The organism is Silanimonas algicola, assembly GCF_054777375.1.
This window is the reverse complement of sequence record NZ_BAAHAS010000001.1, coordinates 745,564-764,588: the sequence shown is the minus strand read 5'-3', so window position 1 is coordinate 764,588 and position 19,025 is coordinate 745,564. Positions and strand designations below refer to the sequence as shown.

Genomic DNA, 19,025 nt, shown 5'->3' with positions numbered 1-19,025 from the left:
GGGGCTTACTCGGCCAGCGTCAGCAGCGAAGCGTTGCCGCCGGCGGCCGTCGTGTTCACCGTGAGCGTGCGCTCGGTGGCGAACTTGGCGAGGTAGTGCGGGCCGCCGGCCTTCGGGCCGGTGCCCGAGAGGCCCTCGCCGCCGAAGGGCTGCACGCCGACCACCGCGCCGATCTGGTTGCGGTTGACGTAGCAGTTGCCCACGCGCACGTGCTTCGCGATGTGGTCGATCGTCGCGTCGATACGCGAGTGGATGCCCAGCGTCAGGCCGAAGCCGGTGCCGTTGATGTCGTTGATGACGCCGTCGAGGTTGTCGGCCTTCCAGCGCACCACGTGCAGGATCGGGCCGAACACCTCGCGGTCGAGCTGCGAGAGCGAACTCAGCTCGTACGCGCGCGGGGCGACGAAGCAGCCGTGCGCGGCGGCCTCGGGGAGCGGTGCCATCTTGATGAGGCGGGCTTCCTTGTCCATGCGCGCGGCATGCGCTTCGAGGTTGCGCTTGGCGTCCTCGTCGATCACCGGGCCGACGTCGGTGCTGAGCAGGCCCGGGTCGCCGATCACGAGCTCGTCCATCGCGCCGGCGAGCATGTCCATCACCTTGTCGGCGATGTCGTCCTGCACGAACAGCACGCGCGCGGCCGAGCAGCGCTGGCCGGCGGAATCGAAGGCCGAGGCCACGGCGTCCTTCACCACCTGCTCGGGCAGCGAGGAGGAGTCGGCGATCAGCGCGTTCTGGCCGCCGGTCTCGGCGATCAGCGAGGCGATCGGCGCGTTGCGCGCCGCCAGCGTGCGGTTGATCGCCCACGCGGTCTCGTTCGAGCCGGTGAAGGCCACGCCGGCCACGCCCGGGTCGCGGGTCAGGCCGGCGCCGACGGTGGCGCCGTCGCCCGGCAGGAACTGCAGCACGTCCTCGGGGATGCCGGCTTCATGCAGCAGCTTGGTCGCGGCGAAGGCGACGAGCGTCGTCTGCTCCGCGGGCTTGGCGATCACGCTGTTGCCGGCCGCGAGCGCGGCCGCGACCTGGCCAAGGTAGATGGCCAGCGGGAAGTTCCACGGGCTGATGCAGACGAACACGCCGCGGCCGTGCAGGGTGAGCTGGTTCGACTCGCCGGTGGGGCCGGGCAGCTTCACCGGCGCGAAGAGTTCGCGCGCTTGGCAAGCGTAGTAGCGCAGGAAGTCGACGGCCTCGCGCACCTCGGCCACCGAGGCCGGGAGGCTCTTGCCGGCCTCCTTGACGCACATCGCCATGAACTCCGGCGTGCGCGCTTCCAGCAGGTCGGCGGCCTTCTCGAGGATCACGGCGCGGCTGGCGGCGGGGAGGGCGTCCCAGCCCGGCTGGGCCTTCACGCCATTGGCCAGCGCCTGCTGCACGTTCGTCTCGCTGGCCGCGAGGTATTCGCCCACGGCCTCGCGGCGGTCGGCGGGGTTGGTCACCTTCACCGATCCGCCGAAGGCCGAGGCGCCCGGCACCAGCGGCTGGGCCGACCACGGCGTCACGGCGGCGTTGATCTTGGCGGCGAGCTCGCGCAGCTGCGCGTCGTTGGCGAGGTTGATGCCCATCGAGTTGGTCCGGGGTTCGTTCTGCGAGCGGAAGAGGTCGCGCGGCTGCGGGATGTGCGGGTGCGGCTTGATGGTGTTGCGCTCCACCGTGGCCAGCGGGTCGGCGACGAGGTCGGCGGCGCGCACGCGGCTGTCGGTGATGCGGTTGACGAAGCTGGAGTTCGCGCCGTTCTCGAGCAGGCGGCGCACGAGGTAGGGCAGCAGGTCCTCGTGCGAGCCCACCGGCGCATACACGCGGCAGGGGACGCCGAGCTGGTCGGCGCCGATCACCTCGGCGTAGAGGTCCTCGCCCATGCCGTGCAGGCGCTGGTACTCGTAGTCGCGGCGCGTGCCGCCTTCCTTCGACATCGCGTGGATCGCGGCGATGGTCTGGGCGTTGTGCGTGGCGAACATCGGGTACAGCGCGTCGGTCGCCGCGAACATGCGGCGCGCGCAGGCCAGGTAGCTCACGTCGGTGTTCACCTTGCGGGTGAAGACGGGATACCCCGTGTAGCCCTCCACCTGCGCCTTCTTGATCTCCGAGTCCCAGTAGGCGCCCTTCACGAGGCGCATCGGCATGCGCCGGCCCACCTGCCGCGCCAGCGCGGCGAGTTCGTCGATCACGAAGGGCGCGCGCTTCTGGTAGGCCTGCACGGCGAGGCCATAGCCCTCCCAACCGTCGAGGCTCTTGTCCGCGAAGGCCGTGCCGATCACGTCGAGGGAGAGTTCCAGTCGCTCGCTTTCCTCGGCGTCGATGGTGAAGCCGATCGACTGTGCCTTCGCGTGCTGGGCCAGCTCCAGCACCATCGGCGTGAGCTCCGCCATGACGCGGGCGCGCTTGCCCACTTCGTAGCGCGGGTGCAGGGCCGAGAGCTTCACCGAGATGCTCGGCGCGGCGAAGACGCTCTCCGCGCCGCCCACGGACCGGAGCGAGGCGCCGATGGCGCCGATCGCGTCCTTGTAGGCCTGGAAGTAGCGGGCGGCGTCCTTGGTGGTGAGGGCGCCCTCGCCGAGCATGTCGAAGCTGTAGCGATAGCGGGCGTTCTCCCCCTTGAGGCTGCGCTCGAGCGCCTCGGCGATCGTGCGCCCCATCACGAATTGGTGGCCCATGATCTTCATGGCCTGGCGCACGGCAAGGCGGATCACGGGTTCGCCGGTGCGGGCGATCAGGCGCCGGAAGGCCCCGCCGAAGTCGCGGCGGGTGTCTTCGGCCAGGCTGACCACCCGGCCGGTGAGCATCAGGCCCCAGGTCGAGGCATTCACGAGCACCGAGGAGGAGCCCCCGAGGTGCTTCTCCCACGCCGCGTCGCCCAGCTTGTCGCGGATCAGCTTGTCGGCGGTCAGCTGGTCGGGGATGCGCAGCAGGGCCTCGGCCACGCACATCAGCAGCACGCCTTCCTCGGAGCTGAGGTCGTACTGGCGCATGAAGGCCTGCACCAGCTCCGGGTCGGCCGCGCGGACGCGGGTGCGCTCGACCAGGGCCTCGGCCGTGGCCTGCACCCCGGCCTGGACCTCGGCCGGGAGCCGGGCCGCGGCCAGCAGTTCGGCGAGGTGCTCGGACTCGTCGCGGGCATAGGCCGCGGTGGTGCGTTCACGCGCCGGACCGGGCGCGGCGGGCAGTTCGGGGCTGAGGATGGGCTTCACGCGGAGACCGGTGGCGCTGGGGAAAGACGCGAAGTGTGCCCGCCGTGCCGAACCCCCGTAACCCCCTGCTGTTTGACTTCCGTATGCGCGCGCTGGGCACGGCTCGCCACCTTCACTCACGCCGCTTTGCTTGCCCCTGCCGACGCTCGGGTCGTAAACTGCGTCATCCTGTCGCAGGGTCTTCTGGCACGGGCACCGTGATCGATGAACTGCCGCCGTCGGCTCCAGGCTCCGAGGCGCAGCTGATGCTGCGCCCCCGCCGGGTCCTGTCGCCGCGGCAGTTCGTCGTTCTCTTCGTGCTGATTGCCCTGCCGGTGGCTGCGGTGTCGGGTTACAGCGCGGCGCTGGGCAACGCGTTCGCCCCGTGGTTCGCGCTGCTGGACCTCGCCATCGTGGCGCTGGCCCTGCGGTGGGTGTGGCGGTCCGGCGATCGCTACGAGCGGATCGTCGTCGGTGAGGGGCGCGTCGAGGTGCGTCGCTCGCCGGATGACGCCGCGGTGTTCAAGGCGCATCCCTACTGGGTGCGACTGAGCACCGACGGTGAGCGTGACGCGCCTGCGCACCTGCGGCTGGGGTCGCAGGGGCGCGAGGTGGAGATCGGCAGTTTCCTGCCGCCCTGCGAGCGCAGCGAGCTCGCGGAGCGGCTGCGGTGGATGCTGGCGGCGGCTTCGGGCCGTGCGCCGGCGAACGAACATTGAGGTGAGGTCATCGGCATGAAGAAGTTCCGACCCCAACACGCGATCGCCGCCCTCGTGGCCGGCCTTGGCGCCACGTTCGCCTGGGCTGCCGAAAAGGCCGAGCCCTGGCAACTGAACATGACGCCGGGCGTCACCCGCACGGCGGAGCGTGCGTACGAGATGCACATGATCATGCTGGCCATCTGCGTGGTCATCGGCGTCATCGTGTTCGGCGCGATGGCGTATTCGATCCTCAAGTTCCGGAAGTCGAAGGGCGCGGTGCCGGACAAGACCTTCGTGCACAGCACGAAGCTCGAGGTCATCTGGACCGCCATTCCGACCCTGATCCTCGTGGTCATGGCCTATCCGGCGACCGTCAAGGTCATCGAGGCCTATGACACGAAGGACCACGAGATGACGGTGAAGATCGTCGGCCAGCAGTGGCTTTGGACCTACGAGTACGTCGGCGAGGGCGTCAGCTTCACCAGTCGCCTCGACCGCCAGTCGGACCGCCTCCGCCAGAGCGGGGTCGTGGTCGACAAGGCCGACGCCGACAACGCCAACTACCTGCTGGACGTCGACAACCGGCTGGTGCTTCCGACCGACACCAAGATCCGTTTCATCATCACTGCCGACGACGTGATCCACGCGTGGTGGGTGCCGGCGCTGGGTTGGAAGAGCGACGCCATCCCCGGCATCGTCAACGAGCAGTGGACCGAGATCCGCGAGCCGGGGATCTACCGCGGCCAATGCGCCGAGCTGTGCGGCAAGGACCACGGCTTCATGCCGATCGTGGTCGAGGCGGTGCCGAAGGCCGAGTTCCAGGCCCGCCTGGCCGCGATGAAGTCCGCGGATGACACCACCGCACGCACCGCTTCCGCCGTCCCGGCTGTCGCCGGTCCGCAGGGTTGAGCCAGAGAGGTCCCGTCATGGCAAACACGCACGCTGATACCCACCACGCCGACCACGGCCACCAGCAGACGTTCTTCGAGCGCTGGTTCCTGTCCACGAATCACAAGGACATCGGCACCCTCTACCTGATCTTCTCGCTGGTCATGTTCCTGGTCGGCGGCTCGATGGCGCTCGTCATCCGCGCCGAGCTGTTCCAGCCTGGCCTGCAGCTGGTCGACCCGGCGTTCTTCAACCAGATGACCACGATGCATGCGCTGGTCATGATCTTCGGCGCCGTGATGCCGGCTTTCGTCGGCCTCGCCAACTGGATGATCCCGTTGATGGTCGGCGCGCCGGACATGGCGCTTCCGCGCATGAACAACTGGTCCTTCTGGATCATGCCGTTCGCCTTCGCGCTGCTGCTGATGCCGCTGGTGCTCCAGCTGTTCGGCATCGGCTCGGGTGGCCCGGCCGGCGGTTGGACGCTCTACCCGCCGCTGTCGCTGCAGGGCGGCTCGAACGTCGCGTTCACGATCTTCGCGATCCACCTGATGGGCATCAGCTCGATCATGGGCGCGATCAACATCATCGCGACCATCCTCAACATGCGCGCCCCGGGCATGGACCTGCTGAAGATGCCGATCTTCGTCTGGACCTGGCTGATCACGGCGTTCCTGCTGATCGCGGTCATGCCGGTGCTGGCCGGCGCGGTGACGATGCTCCTCACCGACAAGTTCTTCGGCACCTCGTTCTTCAACGCCGCCGGTGGCGGTGACCCGGTCCTGTACCAGCACGTGTTCTGGTTCTTCGGGCACCCCGAGGTCTACATCATGATCCTGCCGGCCTTCGGCATCATTTCGGAGATCATCCCGACCTTCGCCCGCAAGCCGCTGTTCGGCTACCAGGCGATGGTGTACGCCACGGCCTCGATCGCCTTCCTGTCGTTCATCGTCTGGGCCCACCACATGTTCACCGTGGGCCTGCCGCTCGGCGCCGAGCTGTACTTCATGTACGCCACGATGCTGATCGCCATCCCGACGGGCGTGAAGGTCTTCAACTGGGTCACCACGATGTGGCGTGGCTCGATGACGTTCGAGACCCCGATGCTCTTCGCCTTGGGCTTCGTCGTGATGTTCACGATCGGCGGCTTCTCGGGCCTGATGCTCGCGATGGTGCCGGCCGACTACCAGTACCACGACACCTACTTCGTGGTGGCCCACTTCCACTACGTGCTGGTGACCGGTGCCGTGTTCGGCATCATGGCCGGCGTGTACTACTGGCTGCCGAAGTGGACGGGCTACATGTACAACGAGACCCTCGGCAAGGTGCACTTCTGGGGCAGCACGATCTTCGTGAACCTGCTGTTCTTCCCGCAGCATTTCCTGGGCCTCGCCGGCATGCCGCGCCGCATCCCGGACTACAACGTGGCGTTCGCCGACTTCAACATGTGGTCGTCGGTCGGTGGCTTTGGCTTCGGCTTCATGCAGCTGCTCTTCGTCTACATCGTCTGGAAGTGCGCCCGCGGCGGCGTCAAGGCGACCGACCGCGTCTGGGAAGGCGCCAAGGGCCTCGAGTGGACGGTGCCTTCGCCGGCCCCGCACCACACCTTCACGAAGCCGCCGGTGCTCCGCGACGAAGACCTGTCGCACGGCGACGTCGCCCACTGAACGTGATCCGTGCCTGACGTGGACGCGCCGCGCGAACCGAACGACCTGCCCGCCCGCCGAGGCTCCGCCCGGCGGACGGCTTGGTTGCTTGGGGCCGTGGCGGCCGCCGTCTATCTCTACGCGATGTACAAGGTCATGACGCAGGGAGCTTCGGCATGAGTTCGAATGCCGCCACCGCCCGCACCATTGCGCTCGTCTCGGCGGGATGCTTCGTCGCCGCCTTCGCACTGGTGCCGCTCTACGAGATCGCCTGCGAGAAGGTCTTCGGCATCAAGCTCGAGGACACGCCCGCCGGCGAGCGCCGCGTCGTCGGCATGCAGGTCGACCCCAACCGCACGGTGCGCATCGAGTTCGACGGCACGGTGAATTCCAAGCTGCCTTGGACCTTCGTGCCGCAGGTCCTGACGATGGACGTCGTGCCCGGCCAGGCCTACGAGATGAATTACGTCGCGGGCAACCGCGACGCCACCCCGGTGGTTGGCAACGCGGCGCCTTCCGTGGCGCCGGTCGTCGCCTCGGGTTACTTCGTCAAGACCGAGTGCTTCTGCTTCACCGAGCAGCTGCTCATGGCCGGCGAGAGCAAGACGATGCCGGTGCGCTTCATCGTCGACCCGGCCCTTCCCGCCGACGTCAAGACGATCACGCTGTCCTACACCTTCTTCAAGAACGACGCGGCCACGGCCCGCGCCGCCGCCGGCCCGGTGCCCGCGGTTGCATCGGCCCCCGTCTTCGCGCCACGCTGACACCATTCCACCGCTGCACCGCTAGGGGTTTCCATGGCTACCGCCCACCACGACGCCGACGTCTATTTCGTCCCGCACCACAGCAAGTGGCCCTTCGTCGGCTCGATCTCGCTGTTCGTGCTGATGATCGGCCTCGTCAACTGGTTCAACGGCAGCGACCTGTCGTTCTGGATCTTCATGGCGGGCAGCGCGATGATGATCTACACGCTGTTCGGCTGGTTCGGCGACGTGATCCGCGAGTCGGAGGCCGGCAAATACAACGGCCAGGTCGACGTCTCGTTCCGCCAGGGGATGATCTGGTTCATCTTCTCCGAGGTGATGTTCTTTGCCGCGTTCTTCGGCGCGTTGTTCTACATCCGCACCTTCGGCCTGCCGTGGCTCTCCGGCGACGGCCAGGGCGCGCTCGCCAACGAGTTCCTCTGGAACGGCTACGTCGCCGGCTGGCCGGCGAACGGCCCCGAGGCGATCGGCGGCACCTTCGACACGCTGCCGGCGTTCGGCCTTCCCCTCATCAACACCGTCATCCTGTTGACCTCGGGCCTGACCCTGACGATCGCGCACCACGCCATGGTCGTCGGCGAGCGCTCCAAGGTCCTGACGTGGCTCGGTGCGACCATCCTGCTCGGCTTCTGCTTCTTCGGCGTCCAGACGTACGAGTACGTGCACGCTTGGGGCGACCTGAACCTGCGCATCAGTTCCGGCATCTACGGCGCGACGTTCTACATGCTCACCGGCTTCCACGGCCTGCACGTGTTCCTTGGCACGGTGATGCTGCTCGTCGTGTGGTTCCGCGTGCTCAAGGGGCATTTCACCCCCGAGAAGCACTTCGGCTTCGAGGCAGTCGCTTGGTACTGGCATTTCGTTGACGTGGTCTGGCTCGGCTTGTTCCTGTTCGTCTACGTGCTCTGATCCCGCCCACCGGCGGAAACGAACAAGGCCGGCTTGCGCCGGCCTTGTCGTATCCGGACAGGCAGGGGCCTTACTGGCCGACGCCGTGGAACTGCCAGAAGCCGAGGAAATGGCCCGCGGTCATGATGGCGAGCAAGGCGATCGACAGGCCGATGCGCCAGCTGAGCGAGCGCACCATGCGGCCGTCCGCTTGCGGCTTCGACACCATGTGGAACAGCGCGGCGAAAAGGTTCCAGACGATGACGGCGAGAAACGCGATGACCAGCAGCTTTTCCACGGGCGGACCTGAAGGGCGGGACGTGCGCGGATTATCCGCTGCCGAAGGGAGCATGGGGTGAAACCGGTGCTGCGCCGCGCGTTGCTGTGGGTCGTCGTGCTGTGCCTCTGCCTCGCGTTCGTGCAAGCAGGGCTCTGGCAGTCCGGTCGCGCGGCCGAGAAGGACGCGCTGTTGGCGGACAGCGCGCGCGTGCTGGCCGATCGCCGGCCCGTGCCCGTCGCCACCGCGGCTGCGGAGGGCCGTCTCGCTTGGGTCGCCGTCGAGGGCACCTTCGAGGCCACGCCCGCGATCCGCCTCGACAACCAGCGGCGCGGGGCGCGCGTCGGCGTGCAGGTCTATCGCCTGTTCCGCCTGGGCGACGGGATGCGCCTCTGGGTCGACATGGGTTGGCGCCCGCTGCCCGCGGATCGCCGTGTGCCGGCCGAGGTGCCGCTGCCCGCCGACCTGATGCGCCTGGAAGGCCTGCTGGTACCGCCGCCCTCGCCGGGCCTGGCGCTCGGGCCCGCCGCCTCGCCCCTGCCAGACGGTGGCCTTCTCGCGCTTCGCCTTGAGCCGGAGGTGTTGCGCGAGGCCGGCGTGGCGATCGATTCGGCCGTGCTGCGCCTCGATCCGACGGTCCCCCTCGGCCACGAACGCGACCTCGACCTGCTGGCGAATACCCTGTCGCCCGACAAGCACCGTGGTTACGCGCTGCAATGGTTCGGTTTCGCCGCCGGCCTGTTGCTGCTCTCCCTCTTCCTCCAGTTCCGACGCCGTCCATGACCACCCTCCTGCGTTCCCGCGCGACCCTGCTGCTGGTCGTCGCGCTCTTCTTCACGTCATTCGGCATCGCGCTGTACTTGATCTACTCGGGATGGCGCCCGACCGCCACGCGGAACGCGGGCGAGCTGTTCGCCACACCCATCGAGTTGGGCACCCTGGGCCTCGCCCGTGCCGACGGCAGTCCGTATCCCGAGTGGGAGCCCGACAAGCGCCTGTGGCGCGTCGTGGTCTTGCCGCCACCGGGCTGCGGGGAACCCTGCCTCCGCTTGAGCGACTCGCTGTACCGCGTCTGGGTTTCCGAGGGGCGCCACGCCGACCGCGTGCAGGTGCTGTGGTTCGGCGAGGTGCCCGTGCAGGCACCCGAGTACCGGGCCTTCCTTCCGATGGCGGCCTCGCCGGCGCTCCGTGCGAAACTGCCGGCCTCCCACGTGGATGGCAGCCTCGCGGTGTACTTGATCGATCCCAACGGATTCCTCGTCATGCGCTACGCGCCGGGCTTCGACCCGACCGGCCTGCGCAAGGACCTCGCGCGCCTCTTGAAGGTGACGGAATGATCCCCGTGCGGCATTTCCATCGCATCGCCTGGGTGGCGGTGATCCTCGCCTTCGGCGTGATCTTCCTCGGAGGCTTCACCCGCCTGAACAACGCCGGCCTGAGCTGCCCGGACTGGCCGACCTGTTACGGAAAGGTGACCTGGCCCACGACGGAAGCGGACATCGCCCACGCGAACGCCAACTTCGAGCGCGCGGTGGAGGTGAGCAAGGCGGTGTGGGAGCAGGTGCACCGCCATATGGCGGCGACGCTTGGCACGCTGGTGCTGGTGCTGGCTTTGCTTGCCGTGCGCCGAAAGGCGCAAGGCGTCGCCACGGTCGCCATCGGCGCACTGCTGGTGGTGGCGGCGATCTTCGCCTACATGAAGGTCGACCACGTGCTGGCGCTCGGCCTTGCCGCGGCAGGGCAGGTCGTCTGGCTGTCGGGCCTCGTGCGTTGGGCCGACGGCGTGGCGCGCCTCTCGGTGGGCCTGCTGATGCTCGTCACGTTCCAGGCCCTCCTGGGCATGTGGACGGTGGTCTGGCTGGTGAAGCCCGTGATCGTCATGAGCCACCTCATGGGCGGCCTCGCGACGTTCTCCCTGCTCACCGTGCTGGCGTGGTGGACCACGCCGAACGCGATGCGCGTGCATGTCGATGCTCCGGCCCTGCGCGTGCTCCTTTGGATTGGTCTCGTGCTCCTCGCCGTGCAGATCGCGCTCGGTGGCTGGGTGGCGTCGAACTACGCGGCACTCGCCTGCGGCCTCGACTTCCCGAAGTGCAAGGGCGCATGGTGGCCGAGTACCGATTTCGCGGAGGGTTTCGTGCTCTGGCGGGGCATCGGCGTGGATTACGAAGGCGGCGTGCTCGACGCATCGGCTCGCGCCGCCATCCAGATCGCGCACCGCATCGGCGCCGCGGTGGTCACGGCGTACTTCCTCTTCCTCGGGTTCCGGCTGGCGTTCGCCCCCGGCTTCCGCACCTCCGGCATCACCCTGCTGGTGCTGCTCGTCGCCCAAGTGGCGCTCGGCATCGCCAACGTGGTGATGGGCCTGCCGCTGTACGTCGCCACCGCCCACCTGCTGGTGGCCGTACTGATGCTGTTCACCGTCGTCACCTTGCTGGCGCGCCTGCGCTCGCCCGGGGCCTGAGCCGATGGTCAACCTCGCCAGCCAGTACTGGGAACTGACCAAGCCGCGCGTGGTGGCGCTCATCGTCTTCACCGCGGTCATCGGCATGTTCCTCGCCACGCCCGAGTTTCCGGGCTGGCGTGCACTGGTGCTGGGCTCCTTGGGTATCTGGCTGGCGGCGGCGTCCGCTGCGGCGATCAACCACCTGCTCGACCAGCGCATCGATGCGGTGATGGCGCGCACCCAGCACCGCCCGCTGCCGACCGGCTCGCTGACCGCCGCCCAGGTGCTCGGCTTCGCCATCGGCCTTGGCGCGCTGTCCATGCTGATCCTCGCGCTGTGGGTGAACCCGCTCACCGCGGCGCTCACCTTCGCCTCGCTGATCGGCTACGCGATCATCTACACCGGTTACCTGAAGCGCGCGACGCCGCAGAACATCGTCATCGGCGGGCTGGCCGGCGCGGCGCCGCCGCTGCTGGGCTGGGCCGCGGTGAAGGGCTGGCCGGAAGGTGCCGGCTTCGGCGCGCTGTTCGACGCCCCGCACGACTACCACCACGCCTTGCTGCTGGTGCTGATCATCTTCGTGTGGACGCCGCCGCACTTCTGGGCGCTGGCGATCTTCCGCAAGGACGACTATGCCAAGGCGATGATCCCGATGCTGCCGGTGACCCACGGCGTGGTGTACACGCGCTGGCAGATCCTGTTCTACACGTTGCTGCTGATTGCGGCGACGGTGCTGCCCTACGCCAGCGGCATGAGCGGGCTGTTCTACCTCGGCGGCGCGCTGGTGCTGGGCGGCGTGTTCCTCTACTACGCCGTGCGCCTGTTCAACCCGCCCGACCCGATGTACCCGATGCGGGTCTTCAACTACTCGATCATCTACCTGATGGTGCTGTTCGCCTTCCTGCTGGTCGACCACTACCTGGTCGACGAAGCGCCGGCCGTCGATGCGACGCCGGGCCTGAGTTTCGAGCGGGTGGGTTGAGCCGCTACTTCCGTCGACGGGGTGGCTTGCATCCCGTGGCCCGCGTCGCCAGTTCAACGGAACCGTTGAATCCGGAGCCTGGCATGGACGGAACCTTCTTTCGCCGACGATGGCGCGCCGTCCTATACGGTGCCGCGCTGGGGGTGGCCTCGGTCGTTGTCGCTCTTCCCACCCCGACGCGTGTCGTGGAGGACGCGGCCGCCCTGCTGCCCGTCGACGCGGCCGGACCCCGACGGCTCGTGCTCGGCGAACTCCACGGCACGCGCGAGGCCCCGGCCGTGGCCGAGGCGGTGGTCCGGCGCTGGGTGGCGCAGGATGAGGCCGTGACCGTCGCGCTCGAAATTCCCACGGATGAGCAGGATCGTATCGACGCTTTCCTCGACTCGCCGGGCGACGCCGCATCGCGCGCGGCATTGCTCTCCGGTGCCTTCTGGGCCCTGCCGGCCGAGCGCAGCGACGGCCGACGCAGCGTGGCCATGGTCGATCTGCTCGACGCGGCACGGCGAATGCGAGGGGAGGGCGCCGAGCTGCGCGTGCTCGCCTTCGACGCGGGTAATGCCGGGGGCGGTGCCGACGAGCGCAATCGGCGCATGGCCAGCGTTCTGCGGGACGCCATGGCGGCCGACGCCACTGGGAGATTCGTCGTCCTGATCGGCAACTACCACGCGCGTCGCGCGCGCCCGGCGAACGTGTCGGGCCTGATGCCGGGGCAGACGGCTCCGGTGCCGACCATGGCGCATCTTGATGACCTGCCGATAATGCGCGTCAACGTTTCGGCGCGAACGGGCGCGTTCTGGGCCTGCATGGCAGGGACCTGCGGACCGAGACCGCTCGGCGGGCGTGGGGCCTTCAGCGGGGCAGGGGCGGCGGCTGAGGCGACCGCGACGTTCCATCGAACGCCCGACGACGCGACGGGCTGGGATGCCCAGCTGCTGTTGCCTGTCTTCAGCGTCGCCGAGCCGGCCGTGCCTTGAGGCGGCGATAGACTGGTGCCGGCGGGCGCGGACAGGCCCATCGGGAGCCGGCATGCAGTTGCGCAACAGCAATCTCGCGAAGCTCGCCGCGCGTCGCTTCGACGTGCTGGTCATCGGCGGTGGCATCAATGGCGCCGTCGCCGCGGCGGCGCTCTCGGGAAAGGGCGCCTCGGTGGCGCTGATCGACCAGCGCGACTTCGCCGGCTTCACCAGCCAGCATTCGAGCAATCTCGCGTGGGGCGGCATCAAGTACCTCGAAAGCCGCGAGTTCGGCCTGGTGCGCGACCTCTGCCGGAGCCGCAACCGCCTGCTCGAGGCCTACCCCTCGCGGGTGCTTCCGGTCCGCTTCTTCTCGACGCTGGACCGCGGCTTCCGTTTTCCGCCGCGCCTCGTCTGGGCCGGGGCTTGGCTGTACTGGCTGTTCGGGAATGCGCGCACCGACCCGCCGCGCTGGCTGTCGAAGGCCGCCATCGAGCGCGAGGAGCCGGTCGTCGGCACCGCACGCTACGCCGGCGGGCTCGAGTATTCCGACGCCTACCTGCACGACAACGACGCCCGCTTCGTCTTCCAGTTCGTGCGCTCGGCGATGGACCGGGGCTGCATCGCGGCGAACTACGTCGAATCGCTGGGCGCGCAGCGGGAGGACGGCGGATGGGTGACGCGGGCCCGCGACGGCATGACCGGTGCCGAGTTCGCGATCCGCTCGACGGTGCTGGTCAACGCCGCCGGGCCCTTCGTCGACGCCCATAACGGCCTGACCGGTGAGCGCACGGCGCATCGCCATGTCTTCTCCAAGGGCATCCACCTCGTCGTGCCGCGCATCACCTCCAGCCGGCGCATCCTGACCTTCTTCGCCGACGATGGCCGGCTGTTCTTCGCCATCCCGATGGGCCTGCGCACCTGCGTCGGCACCACCGACACGCGGGTGGCGTCGCCGCATGCCGTCGTCACCGACGAGGACCGGGCCTTCGTGCTCGACAACATCAACAAGCGCCTGAACCTCGCCACGCCGCTGACCCGCGCCGACATCATCGCCGAGCGCTGCGGCGTGCGGCCGCTGGTGGTGAAGACGGACGGCGTGGCCGCCGACGGCGACGATTGGCTGCAGATGTCGCGCCGGCACCAGATCGACGTGAATCCGGCTTCAGCGCACCTGAGCGTGTTTGGTGGGAAGCTGACGGACTGCATCAATGTGGGCGATGAGATCGCGGAACACGTCGCGGCGATGGGCGTGGCCCTGCCGCATGCCGACTACCGCTGGTACGGCGAACCGCACCCGAGCGTGCGCGAGGAGTACCTGCACCAGGCCCGGCTGATGGACCTCGACAGCTACACCTCGCCGCAGTCGATCGAGCGCCTGAGCAGCCGCCTGTGGCGGCGCTATGACCAGCAGGCCTTCGAGCTGCTGGCGGAAATCCGCGAGGACCCGCGCCAGGCGGAAGTGCTGATCGAAGGCACCGACTACCTGCGCTGCGAGATCCGGCTCGCGAAGCAGCAGGAGATGGTCACCAAGCTCGAGGACTTCCTTCGCCGGCGGTCGAAGATCGCCCTCGTGGTCCGTCGCGAGGAGATCCGTGCCGCCAAGGGCCTGATGGACGCTTGCGAGATCCTGTTCGGCTCGGACGCGCAGGCGAAGTTCGACGAGTACTTCGAGGAGCACCCCTGATGGACAAGCCGTACGTGCTGGCCCTCGACCAGGGCACGACGAGTTCGCGGGCCATCCTGTTCGATCGGGAAGCGAAGGTCATGGCGTTGGCGCAGCAGCCGTTCGCGCAGATCTACCCGCAGCCGGGTTGGGTCGAGCACGAGCCGATGGCGCTCTGGGAGACGCAGCTCGGCGTGGCGCGCGAGGCCCTGGCGAAGGCCGGCGTGCGCGCTGGGCAGGTCGCCGCGATCGGGCTGACCAACCAGCGGGAGACCACGCTGGTGTGGGAACGCGAGACCGGCAAGCCGATGGGCAACGCCATCGTCTGGCAGTGCCGGCGCACGGCCGGGCTCTGCGATGCGCTGAAGGCCCGCGGCTTCGAGCCGCACGTGCGCGAGCGCACCGGCCTCGTCATCGACGCCTACTTTTCGGCGACGAAGCTGCAATGGCTCCTCGACCAGCACCCCGGCGCGCGCGAGCGTGCGCGCCGCGGCGAACTGCTGTTCGGCACCGTGGACACCTGGCTGCTGTGGAAGCTCACCGGTGGCCGCGTGCACGCCACCGACATGTCGAACGCGTCGCGCACGATGCTGTTCGACATCCAACGCCTGTGCTGGGACGAGACCCTGCTCGATGCCCTCGACATCCCGGCGGCGATGCTGCCCGAGGTGCGCCCGTCGAGCGTGGTGTTCGGCCATGCCGACGCCGGCCTGTTCGACGGCGTGGCCCTGCCGATCGCCGGCTGCGCGGGCGACCAGCAGGCCGCGCTGTTCGGACAGTCCTGCTTCCAGCCCGGCATGGTGAAGAACACCTACGGCACCGGCTGCTTCATGCTCATGAATACCGGGGCGCAGCGCGTGCCCTCGAAGCACGGCCTGCTCACCACCATCGCCTGGGGGCTCGACGGCCGCGTCGACTACGCCTTGGAAGGCAGCATCTTCGTCGCCGGTGCCGCGATGCAGTGGTTGCGCGACGAACTGCGCGTGCTGGACCGCGTCGAGGATTCGGAAGCCCTGGCCGAGTCGGTGCCGGACAGCGGCGGCGTGGTCGTGGTGCCAGCCTTTGTCGGCCTCGGCGCCCCGCACTGGGACATGTATGCGCGCGGCACCGTGCTGGGGCTCACCCGCGGCAGCCACCGCGCGCATCTGGTGCGCGCCACGCTGGAATCGATCGGACTCCAGGCGCATGACGTGCTCGCCGCGATGCAGGAGGACGCCGGCATCGCGCTCTCGATGCTCAAGGTCGACGGCGGTGCCGCGGCCAATGGCTTCCTGATGCAGTTCCAGGCCGACGTGCTCGGCGTCCCGGTCGAACGCCCGGTGGTCGGCGAGACCACGGCGATGGGCGCGGCCTTCCTCGCCGGCTTGGCCGTGGGGTTCTGGCGCGATACCGACGAGATCGCCGCGCTGTGGCAGCGGGATCGACGTTTCGAACCGGCGATGCCTGGGGATCAGCGGGACAGGACCGTCCGCGAGTGGCGCCGGGCCATCCAGCGCTCGCGCGCGTGGATCGAGCCCGGCGACTGAGGCGGCTTACTCGGCCAGCAGGTGCCGCTGCCAGAACATCACGGTGGCGGCATTGAACCAGTCGGCGTTGCTCTTCTTGGCGAAGCCGTGGCCCTCGTCCTTGAACACGAGGTACCAGACGTCGCGGCCGTTGTCGCGCACCGCCGCCACGATCTGGTCGGCCTCGGAGAGCGGCACGCGCGGGTCGTTGGCGCCCTGCGCCACGAACAGCGGGGCGATGATGCGCTCGGCGTTGTTCAGCGGCGCGATTTCCTCCATGAAGGCGCGCATCGCGGGGTCGCGCTCGTCGCCGTACTCGACGCGGCGCAGGTCGCGGCGGTAGCTCTCGGTGGCCTCGAGGAAGGTGACGAAGTTCGAGATGCCCACGACGTTCACGCCGGCGGCGATGCGGTCGGCATAGTCGACCATCGAGGCCAGCACCATGTAGCCGCCGTAGCTGCCGCCGAACACACCGACGCGCCCGGCATCGAGCTCCGGCTGCTTCGCCACCCAGTCGAGCAGGGCGCCGATGTCCTTCACCGAATCCTTGCGCTTGAATCCGTTGTCGAGCTGCAGGTAGGTCTTGCCGTAGCCGGCCGAGCCGCGCACGTTCGGCACCAGCACCGCGATGCCGAGCTCGTTGACGAGGTACTGGATGCTCGGGCTGAAGGTCGGGAAGGCCTGCGCCTCGGGGCCGCCGTGGATCTGGATCACCACCGGCAGCTTGCGGCCGGCCGCCACGTTGGCGGGGCGGTAGTAGAAGGCCGGCACCGAGAGGCCGTCGAAGCTCTCGTAGCGGACCAGGCTCGGGGCGACGAAATGCGACGTGTCGAGGCCGCCGACTTCGCTCTGCGTCCAGCGCGTCAGCGTCTTCGCCGCGATATCGATCACGTGCACGTCGCTCGGCGAGGTGGCGGTGTTCAGCGTGAGTGCGATGCGCGAGCCATCGGGCGAGAACGCCACGCCGCCGATCACGCCGACCGGCAGTTCGGGCAGGGCGACCTCGCGATGGTCGGGCAGGGTGCGCAGATGCAGCTTGCCGATGCCATCCTCGTTGGTGGCGAAGACGAGGTGCTTGCCGTCATCGGCAATGTCGAAGCCGGTGACGTCCCACGGGATGTTCTCGCTGAGCATCACCGGCTTCGCCATGCCCGGCGCGTGGTAGCGCAGGGTGCGGAACTCGGTCCCCTCGTCGCTGGTGTAGTAGGCGCCCTTGCCGTCCGGGGCGTAGCGGAAGGGGCCGAACGACGCCTTGCCGCCATCGACGGGGAACATTTCGAGCTTGCCGGTGGCGAGGTCGAGCTCGCCGGGATAACTCTCGTTGATCGAAACACGACGCTGTACGAGCAGGCGTTTGCCATCGCGCGAGAAGTCGGTGGCGAACCAGGTGCCGCCTTCCTGCAGCACGACGCGCGCCGGCGCATCGCCGCTCTTCACCCAGATATCGCTGTCGCGGCCGTTGCGCATGGTGCTGGTGAAGGCCACCTGCGTGCCGTCGTGCGACCACAGCGGCGATTCATTGCGCGAACGCTGGCCATCGGTGAGGCGCGTGGCCTCGCGGGTGGCGAGGTCGTAGCGGTAGAGCTGCCAGAACTCCGAGCCGCCTTCGTCCTTGCCGAAGACGAAGCCGGCGCTGCCCGGCTGCGCCTGCACGGCAACGGTGGGCTCGCGGTAGAAGGTGAGCTGCTCGCGCATGCCGAGCGGCTGGCGCACCACGTGCACCTGGTTGGTCTCGCCGAAGCGCGTGGTGACGAGGATCGCGTCGTTGCCGGACCAGCCGGCGAAGTTCGCGCCGCGGGTGTTCTGGTAGCGCGCGAGGCGTTCCAGCAGCTCGGCGGACGGCGCGGGGATGTTCTCGCTGATGCGGGTGCCGACCTGCTCGCGCTGCACCGGCGCGGCGTTGGCCGTGGCCACGGTCGGAAGCAGCAGGGCAAGGGCGAGGGCGGCGGTGCGGAGGGGTCGCGGCATGGTCGGCGGGAGGGGCGGAGGGAGCGCCGAGGCTAGCAGCCCGCGATCGGGACGCCGTCATGGGGGGGCGAAGAGCGGGTCCTGCGGCGTCGGCGCCCCGTCCTCGAACTGGGCGAGGCCAACGCCCACCAGCCGGTAGCGGGTGCGTGGCGGGAGGTCCACGCGGTCGCGCAGCGCCAAGGCGGCCTCGGCCAGGGCAGTCGCCGAGTCGGGCATGCGTTCCGGGCTTTGGCTGCGCGTGAGCGTCTGGAAGTCCGAGGTCTTGAGCTTGAGTTGCACGGTGCGCGGTCGCCGCGGCTCGCGGCCCGCCTGCGCCCAGACGCGCTCGGCGAGACGGACGATGGCCGGCCCGAGCTCGTCGAGGTAGTGGTCTTCGGCGAAGGTGTCTTCCGCCGACAGGGACTGCCGGATCCGCGTGGGCACGACGGGGTCCTCGTCGATGCCGCGCGCGAGTTCGGCGAGGCGCAGGCCCCAGCGTCCGAACTTGTGCACGAGCAGGGGCGTCGGCACCGCACGCAGTTCACCGACGGTGTGCAGGGCCATCGCCGCAAGCTTCTCGGCCATCACCTGGCCGACGCCCGGGAGGCGGGCGACCGGCAGCGGCGTGAGGAAAGACAGCACGCGCTCCGGCGGCACGACATGCAGGCCGTCGGGCTTGCGGTGGTCGGAGGCGATCTTGGCGACGAACTTGTTCGGGGCCACGCCGGCCGAGGCGGTCAACGCCAACTCGTCGCGGATGCTGGCGCGGATCGCCCGCGCGACTTCGGTGGCGGTGGCGAGGCCCTGGTGGTTCGTCGTGACGTCGAGGTAGGCCTCGTCGAGCGAGAGGGGCTCGATGCGGTCGGTGTGGCGCTCGAGGATGGCGTGCACCTGCCGCGACACGGCCTTGTAGCGGGCGAAATCAGGGGGCACGAAGACCGCCTGCGGGCAGAGCCGTTCGGCGCGGACCGCCGGCATCGCCGAGCGCACGCCGAAGCGGCGCGCCTCGTAGCTGGCGGCGCACACGACCGATCGCGCGCCCTTCCACGCGACCACCACCGGCCGGCCGCGCAACGCGGGGTCGTCGCGCTGTTCCACCGAGGCATAGAACGCGTCCATGTCGATGTGCACGATGCGCCGCATCGGGGAAGCATAGCGGCCGCGTCACGCCGCCGACACGCGCGCGCGGCAGGCTGGCGTG

At 69.1% G+C, this 19,025-nt stretch carries 16 protein-coding genes; 12 read left to right on the top strand and 4 right to left on the bottom strand.

Annotated elements, in window-relative coordinates; genetic code table 11:
• Positions 1-5 precede the first annotated feature (5 nt).
• Positions 6-3,182: a bifunctional proline dehydrogenase/L-glutamate gamma-semialdehyde dehydrogenase PutA gene (gene putA, locus ACYVAK_RS03635; RefSeq protein ID WP_461058065.1), complete on the bottom strand. Its 3,177-nt coding sequence runs from the start codon at positions 3,180-3,182 to the stop codon at positions 6-8.
• A 197-nt stretch (positions 3,183-3,379) separates the two neighbouring features.
• Between putA and ACYVAK_RS03630 the strand changes: the two genes are divergently transcribed.
• The 5 genes from ACYVAK_RS03630 (at position 3,380) to ACYVAK_RS03610 (ending at position 8,069) form a co-directional block, all read left to right on the top strand.
• Positions 3,380-3,880 (top strand): DUF2244 domain-containing protein, encoded by a 501-nt coding sequence (locus ACYVAK_RS03630; RefSeq protein WP_461058063.1) that lies wholly within the window; start codon positions 3,380-3,382, stop codon positions 3,878-3,880.
• A 15-nt stretch (positions 3,881-3,895) separates the two neighbouring features.
• Entirely contained in the window at positions 3,896-4,771 is an 876-nt protein-coding gene (gene coxB, locus ACYVAK_RS03625) for a cytochrome c oxidase subunit II (RefSeq protein ID WP_461058061.1), read from the top strand.
• A 17-nt stretch (positions 4,772-4,788) separates the two neighbouring features.
• Positions 4,789-6,417 (top strand): cytochrome c oxidase subunit I, encoded by a 1,629-nt coding sequence (gene ctaD, locus ACYVAK_RS03620; protein WP_461058059.1) that lies wholly within the window; start codon positions 4,789-4,791, stop codon positions 6,415-6,417.
• Positions 6,418-6,572: 155 nt separating this feature from the next.
• Positions 6,573-7,160 (top strand): cytochrome c oxidase assembly protein, encoded by a 588-nt coding sequence (locus ACYVAK_RS03615; protein ID WP_461058057.1) that lies wholly within the window; start codon positions 6,573-6,575, stop codon positions 7,158-7,160.
• Positions 7,161-7,193: 33 nt separating this feature from the next.
• Entirely contained in the window at positions 7,194-8,069 is an 876-nt protein-coding gene (locus tag ACYVAK_RS03610) for a cytochrome c oxidase subunit 3 (protein ID WP_461058056.1), read from the top strand.
• A gap of 70 nt (positions 8,070-8,139) precedes the next feature.
• Here ACYVAK_RS03610 and ACYVAK_RS03605 read toward each other — a convergent pair whose 3' ends face one another.
• Complete coding sequence (locus ACYVAK_RS03605) at positions 8,140-8,346, bottom strand: DUF2909 domain-containing protein (protein WP_461058054.1); 207 nt, start codon at positions 8,344-8,346, stop codon at positions 8,140-8,142.
• 57 nt (positions 8,347-8,403) lie between these two features.
• Between ACYVAK_RS03605 and ACYVAK_RS03600 the strand changes: the two genes are divergently transcribed.
• From ACYVAK_RS03600 to glpK, 7 genes are read left to right on the top strand one after another with little or no spacing between them, the layout of a single operon-like run.
• Entirely contained in the window at positions 8,404-9,108 is a 705-nt protein-coding gene (locus ACYVAK_RS03600) for an SURF1 family protein (RefSeq protein ID WP_461058052.1), read from the top strand.
• A complete protein-coding gene (locus tag ACYVAK_RS03595; RefSeq protein ID WP_461058050.1) occupies positions 9,105-9,662 on the top strand; it encodes a hypothetical protein in 558 nt (185 codons plus the stop codon). The genes ACYVAK_RS03600 and ACYVAK_RS03595 overlap by 4 nt, the downstream gene beginning before the upstream one ends.
• On the top strand, positions 9,659-10,789 hold the full coding sequence (locus ACYVAK_RS03590; protein ID WP_461058048.1) for a COX15/CtaA family protein: 1,131 nt from the start codon (positions 9,659-9,661) through the stop codon (positions 10,787-10,789). Before ACYVAK_RS03595 ends, ACYVAK_RS03590 begins: the two co-directional genes overlap by 4 nt.
• A gap of 4 nt (positions 10,790-10,793) precedes the next feature.
• Positions 10,794-11,753, top strand: a complete 960-nt coding sequence (cyoE, locus tag ACYVAK_RS03585; RefSeq protein ID WP_461058047.1) for a heme o synthase — start codon at positions 10,794-10,796, stop codon at positions 11,751-11,753.
• Positions 11,750-12,727 (top strand): TraB/GumN family protein, encoded by a 978-nt coding sequence (locus ACYVAK_RS03580; RefSeq protein ID WP_461058045.1) that lies wholly within the window; start codon positions 11,750-11,752, stop codon positions 12,725-12,727. Before cyoE ends, ACYVAK_RS03580 begins: the two co-directional genes overlap by 4 nt.
• Before the next feature lie 52 nt (positions 12,728-12,779).
• The gene (locus ACYVAK_RS03575; protein WP_461058043.1) at positions 12,780-14,393 is read left to right on the top strand and encodes a glycerol-3-phosphate dehydrogenase/oxidase; all 1,614 of its coding nucleotides are present in this window, start codon (positions 12,780-12,782) and stop codon (positions 14,391-14,393) included.
• Entirely contained in the window at positions 14,393-15,898 is a 1,506-nt protein-coding gene (gene glpK, locus ACYVAK_RS03570) for a glycerol kinase GlpK (protein ID WP_461058041.1), read from the top strand. The genes ACYVAK_RS03575 and glpK overlap by 1 nt, the downstream gene beginning before the upstream one ends.
• 6 nt (positions 15,899-15,904) lie before the next feature.
• On the opposite strand, the gene ACYVAK_RS03565 is transcribed toward glpK, so the two are convergent.
• The gene (locus tag ACYVAK_RS03565; RefSeq protein ID WP_461058039.1) at positions 15,905-17,845 is read right to left on the bottom strand and encodes a S9 family peptidase; all 1,941 of its coding nucleotides are present in this window, start codon (positions 17,843-17,845) and stop codon (positions 15,905-15,907) included.
• Between the two features lie 57 nt (positions 17,846-17,902).
• The gene (gene dinB / locus ACYVAK_RS03560) at positions 17,903-18,967 is read right to left on the bottom strand and encodes a DNA polymerase IV (protein ID WP_461058037.1); all 1,065 of its coding nucleotides are present in this window, start codon (positions 18,965-18,967) and stop codon (positions 17,903-17,905) included.
• Between the last annotated feature and the right edge of the window lie 58 nt (positions 18,968-19,025).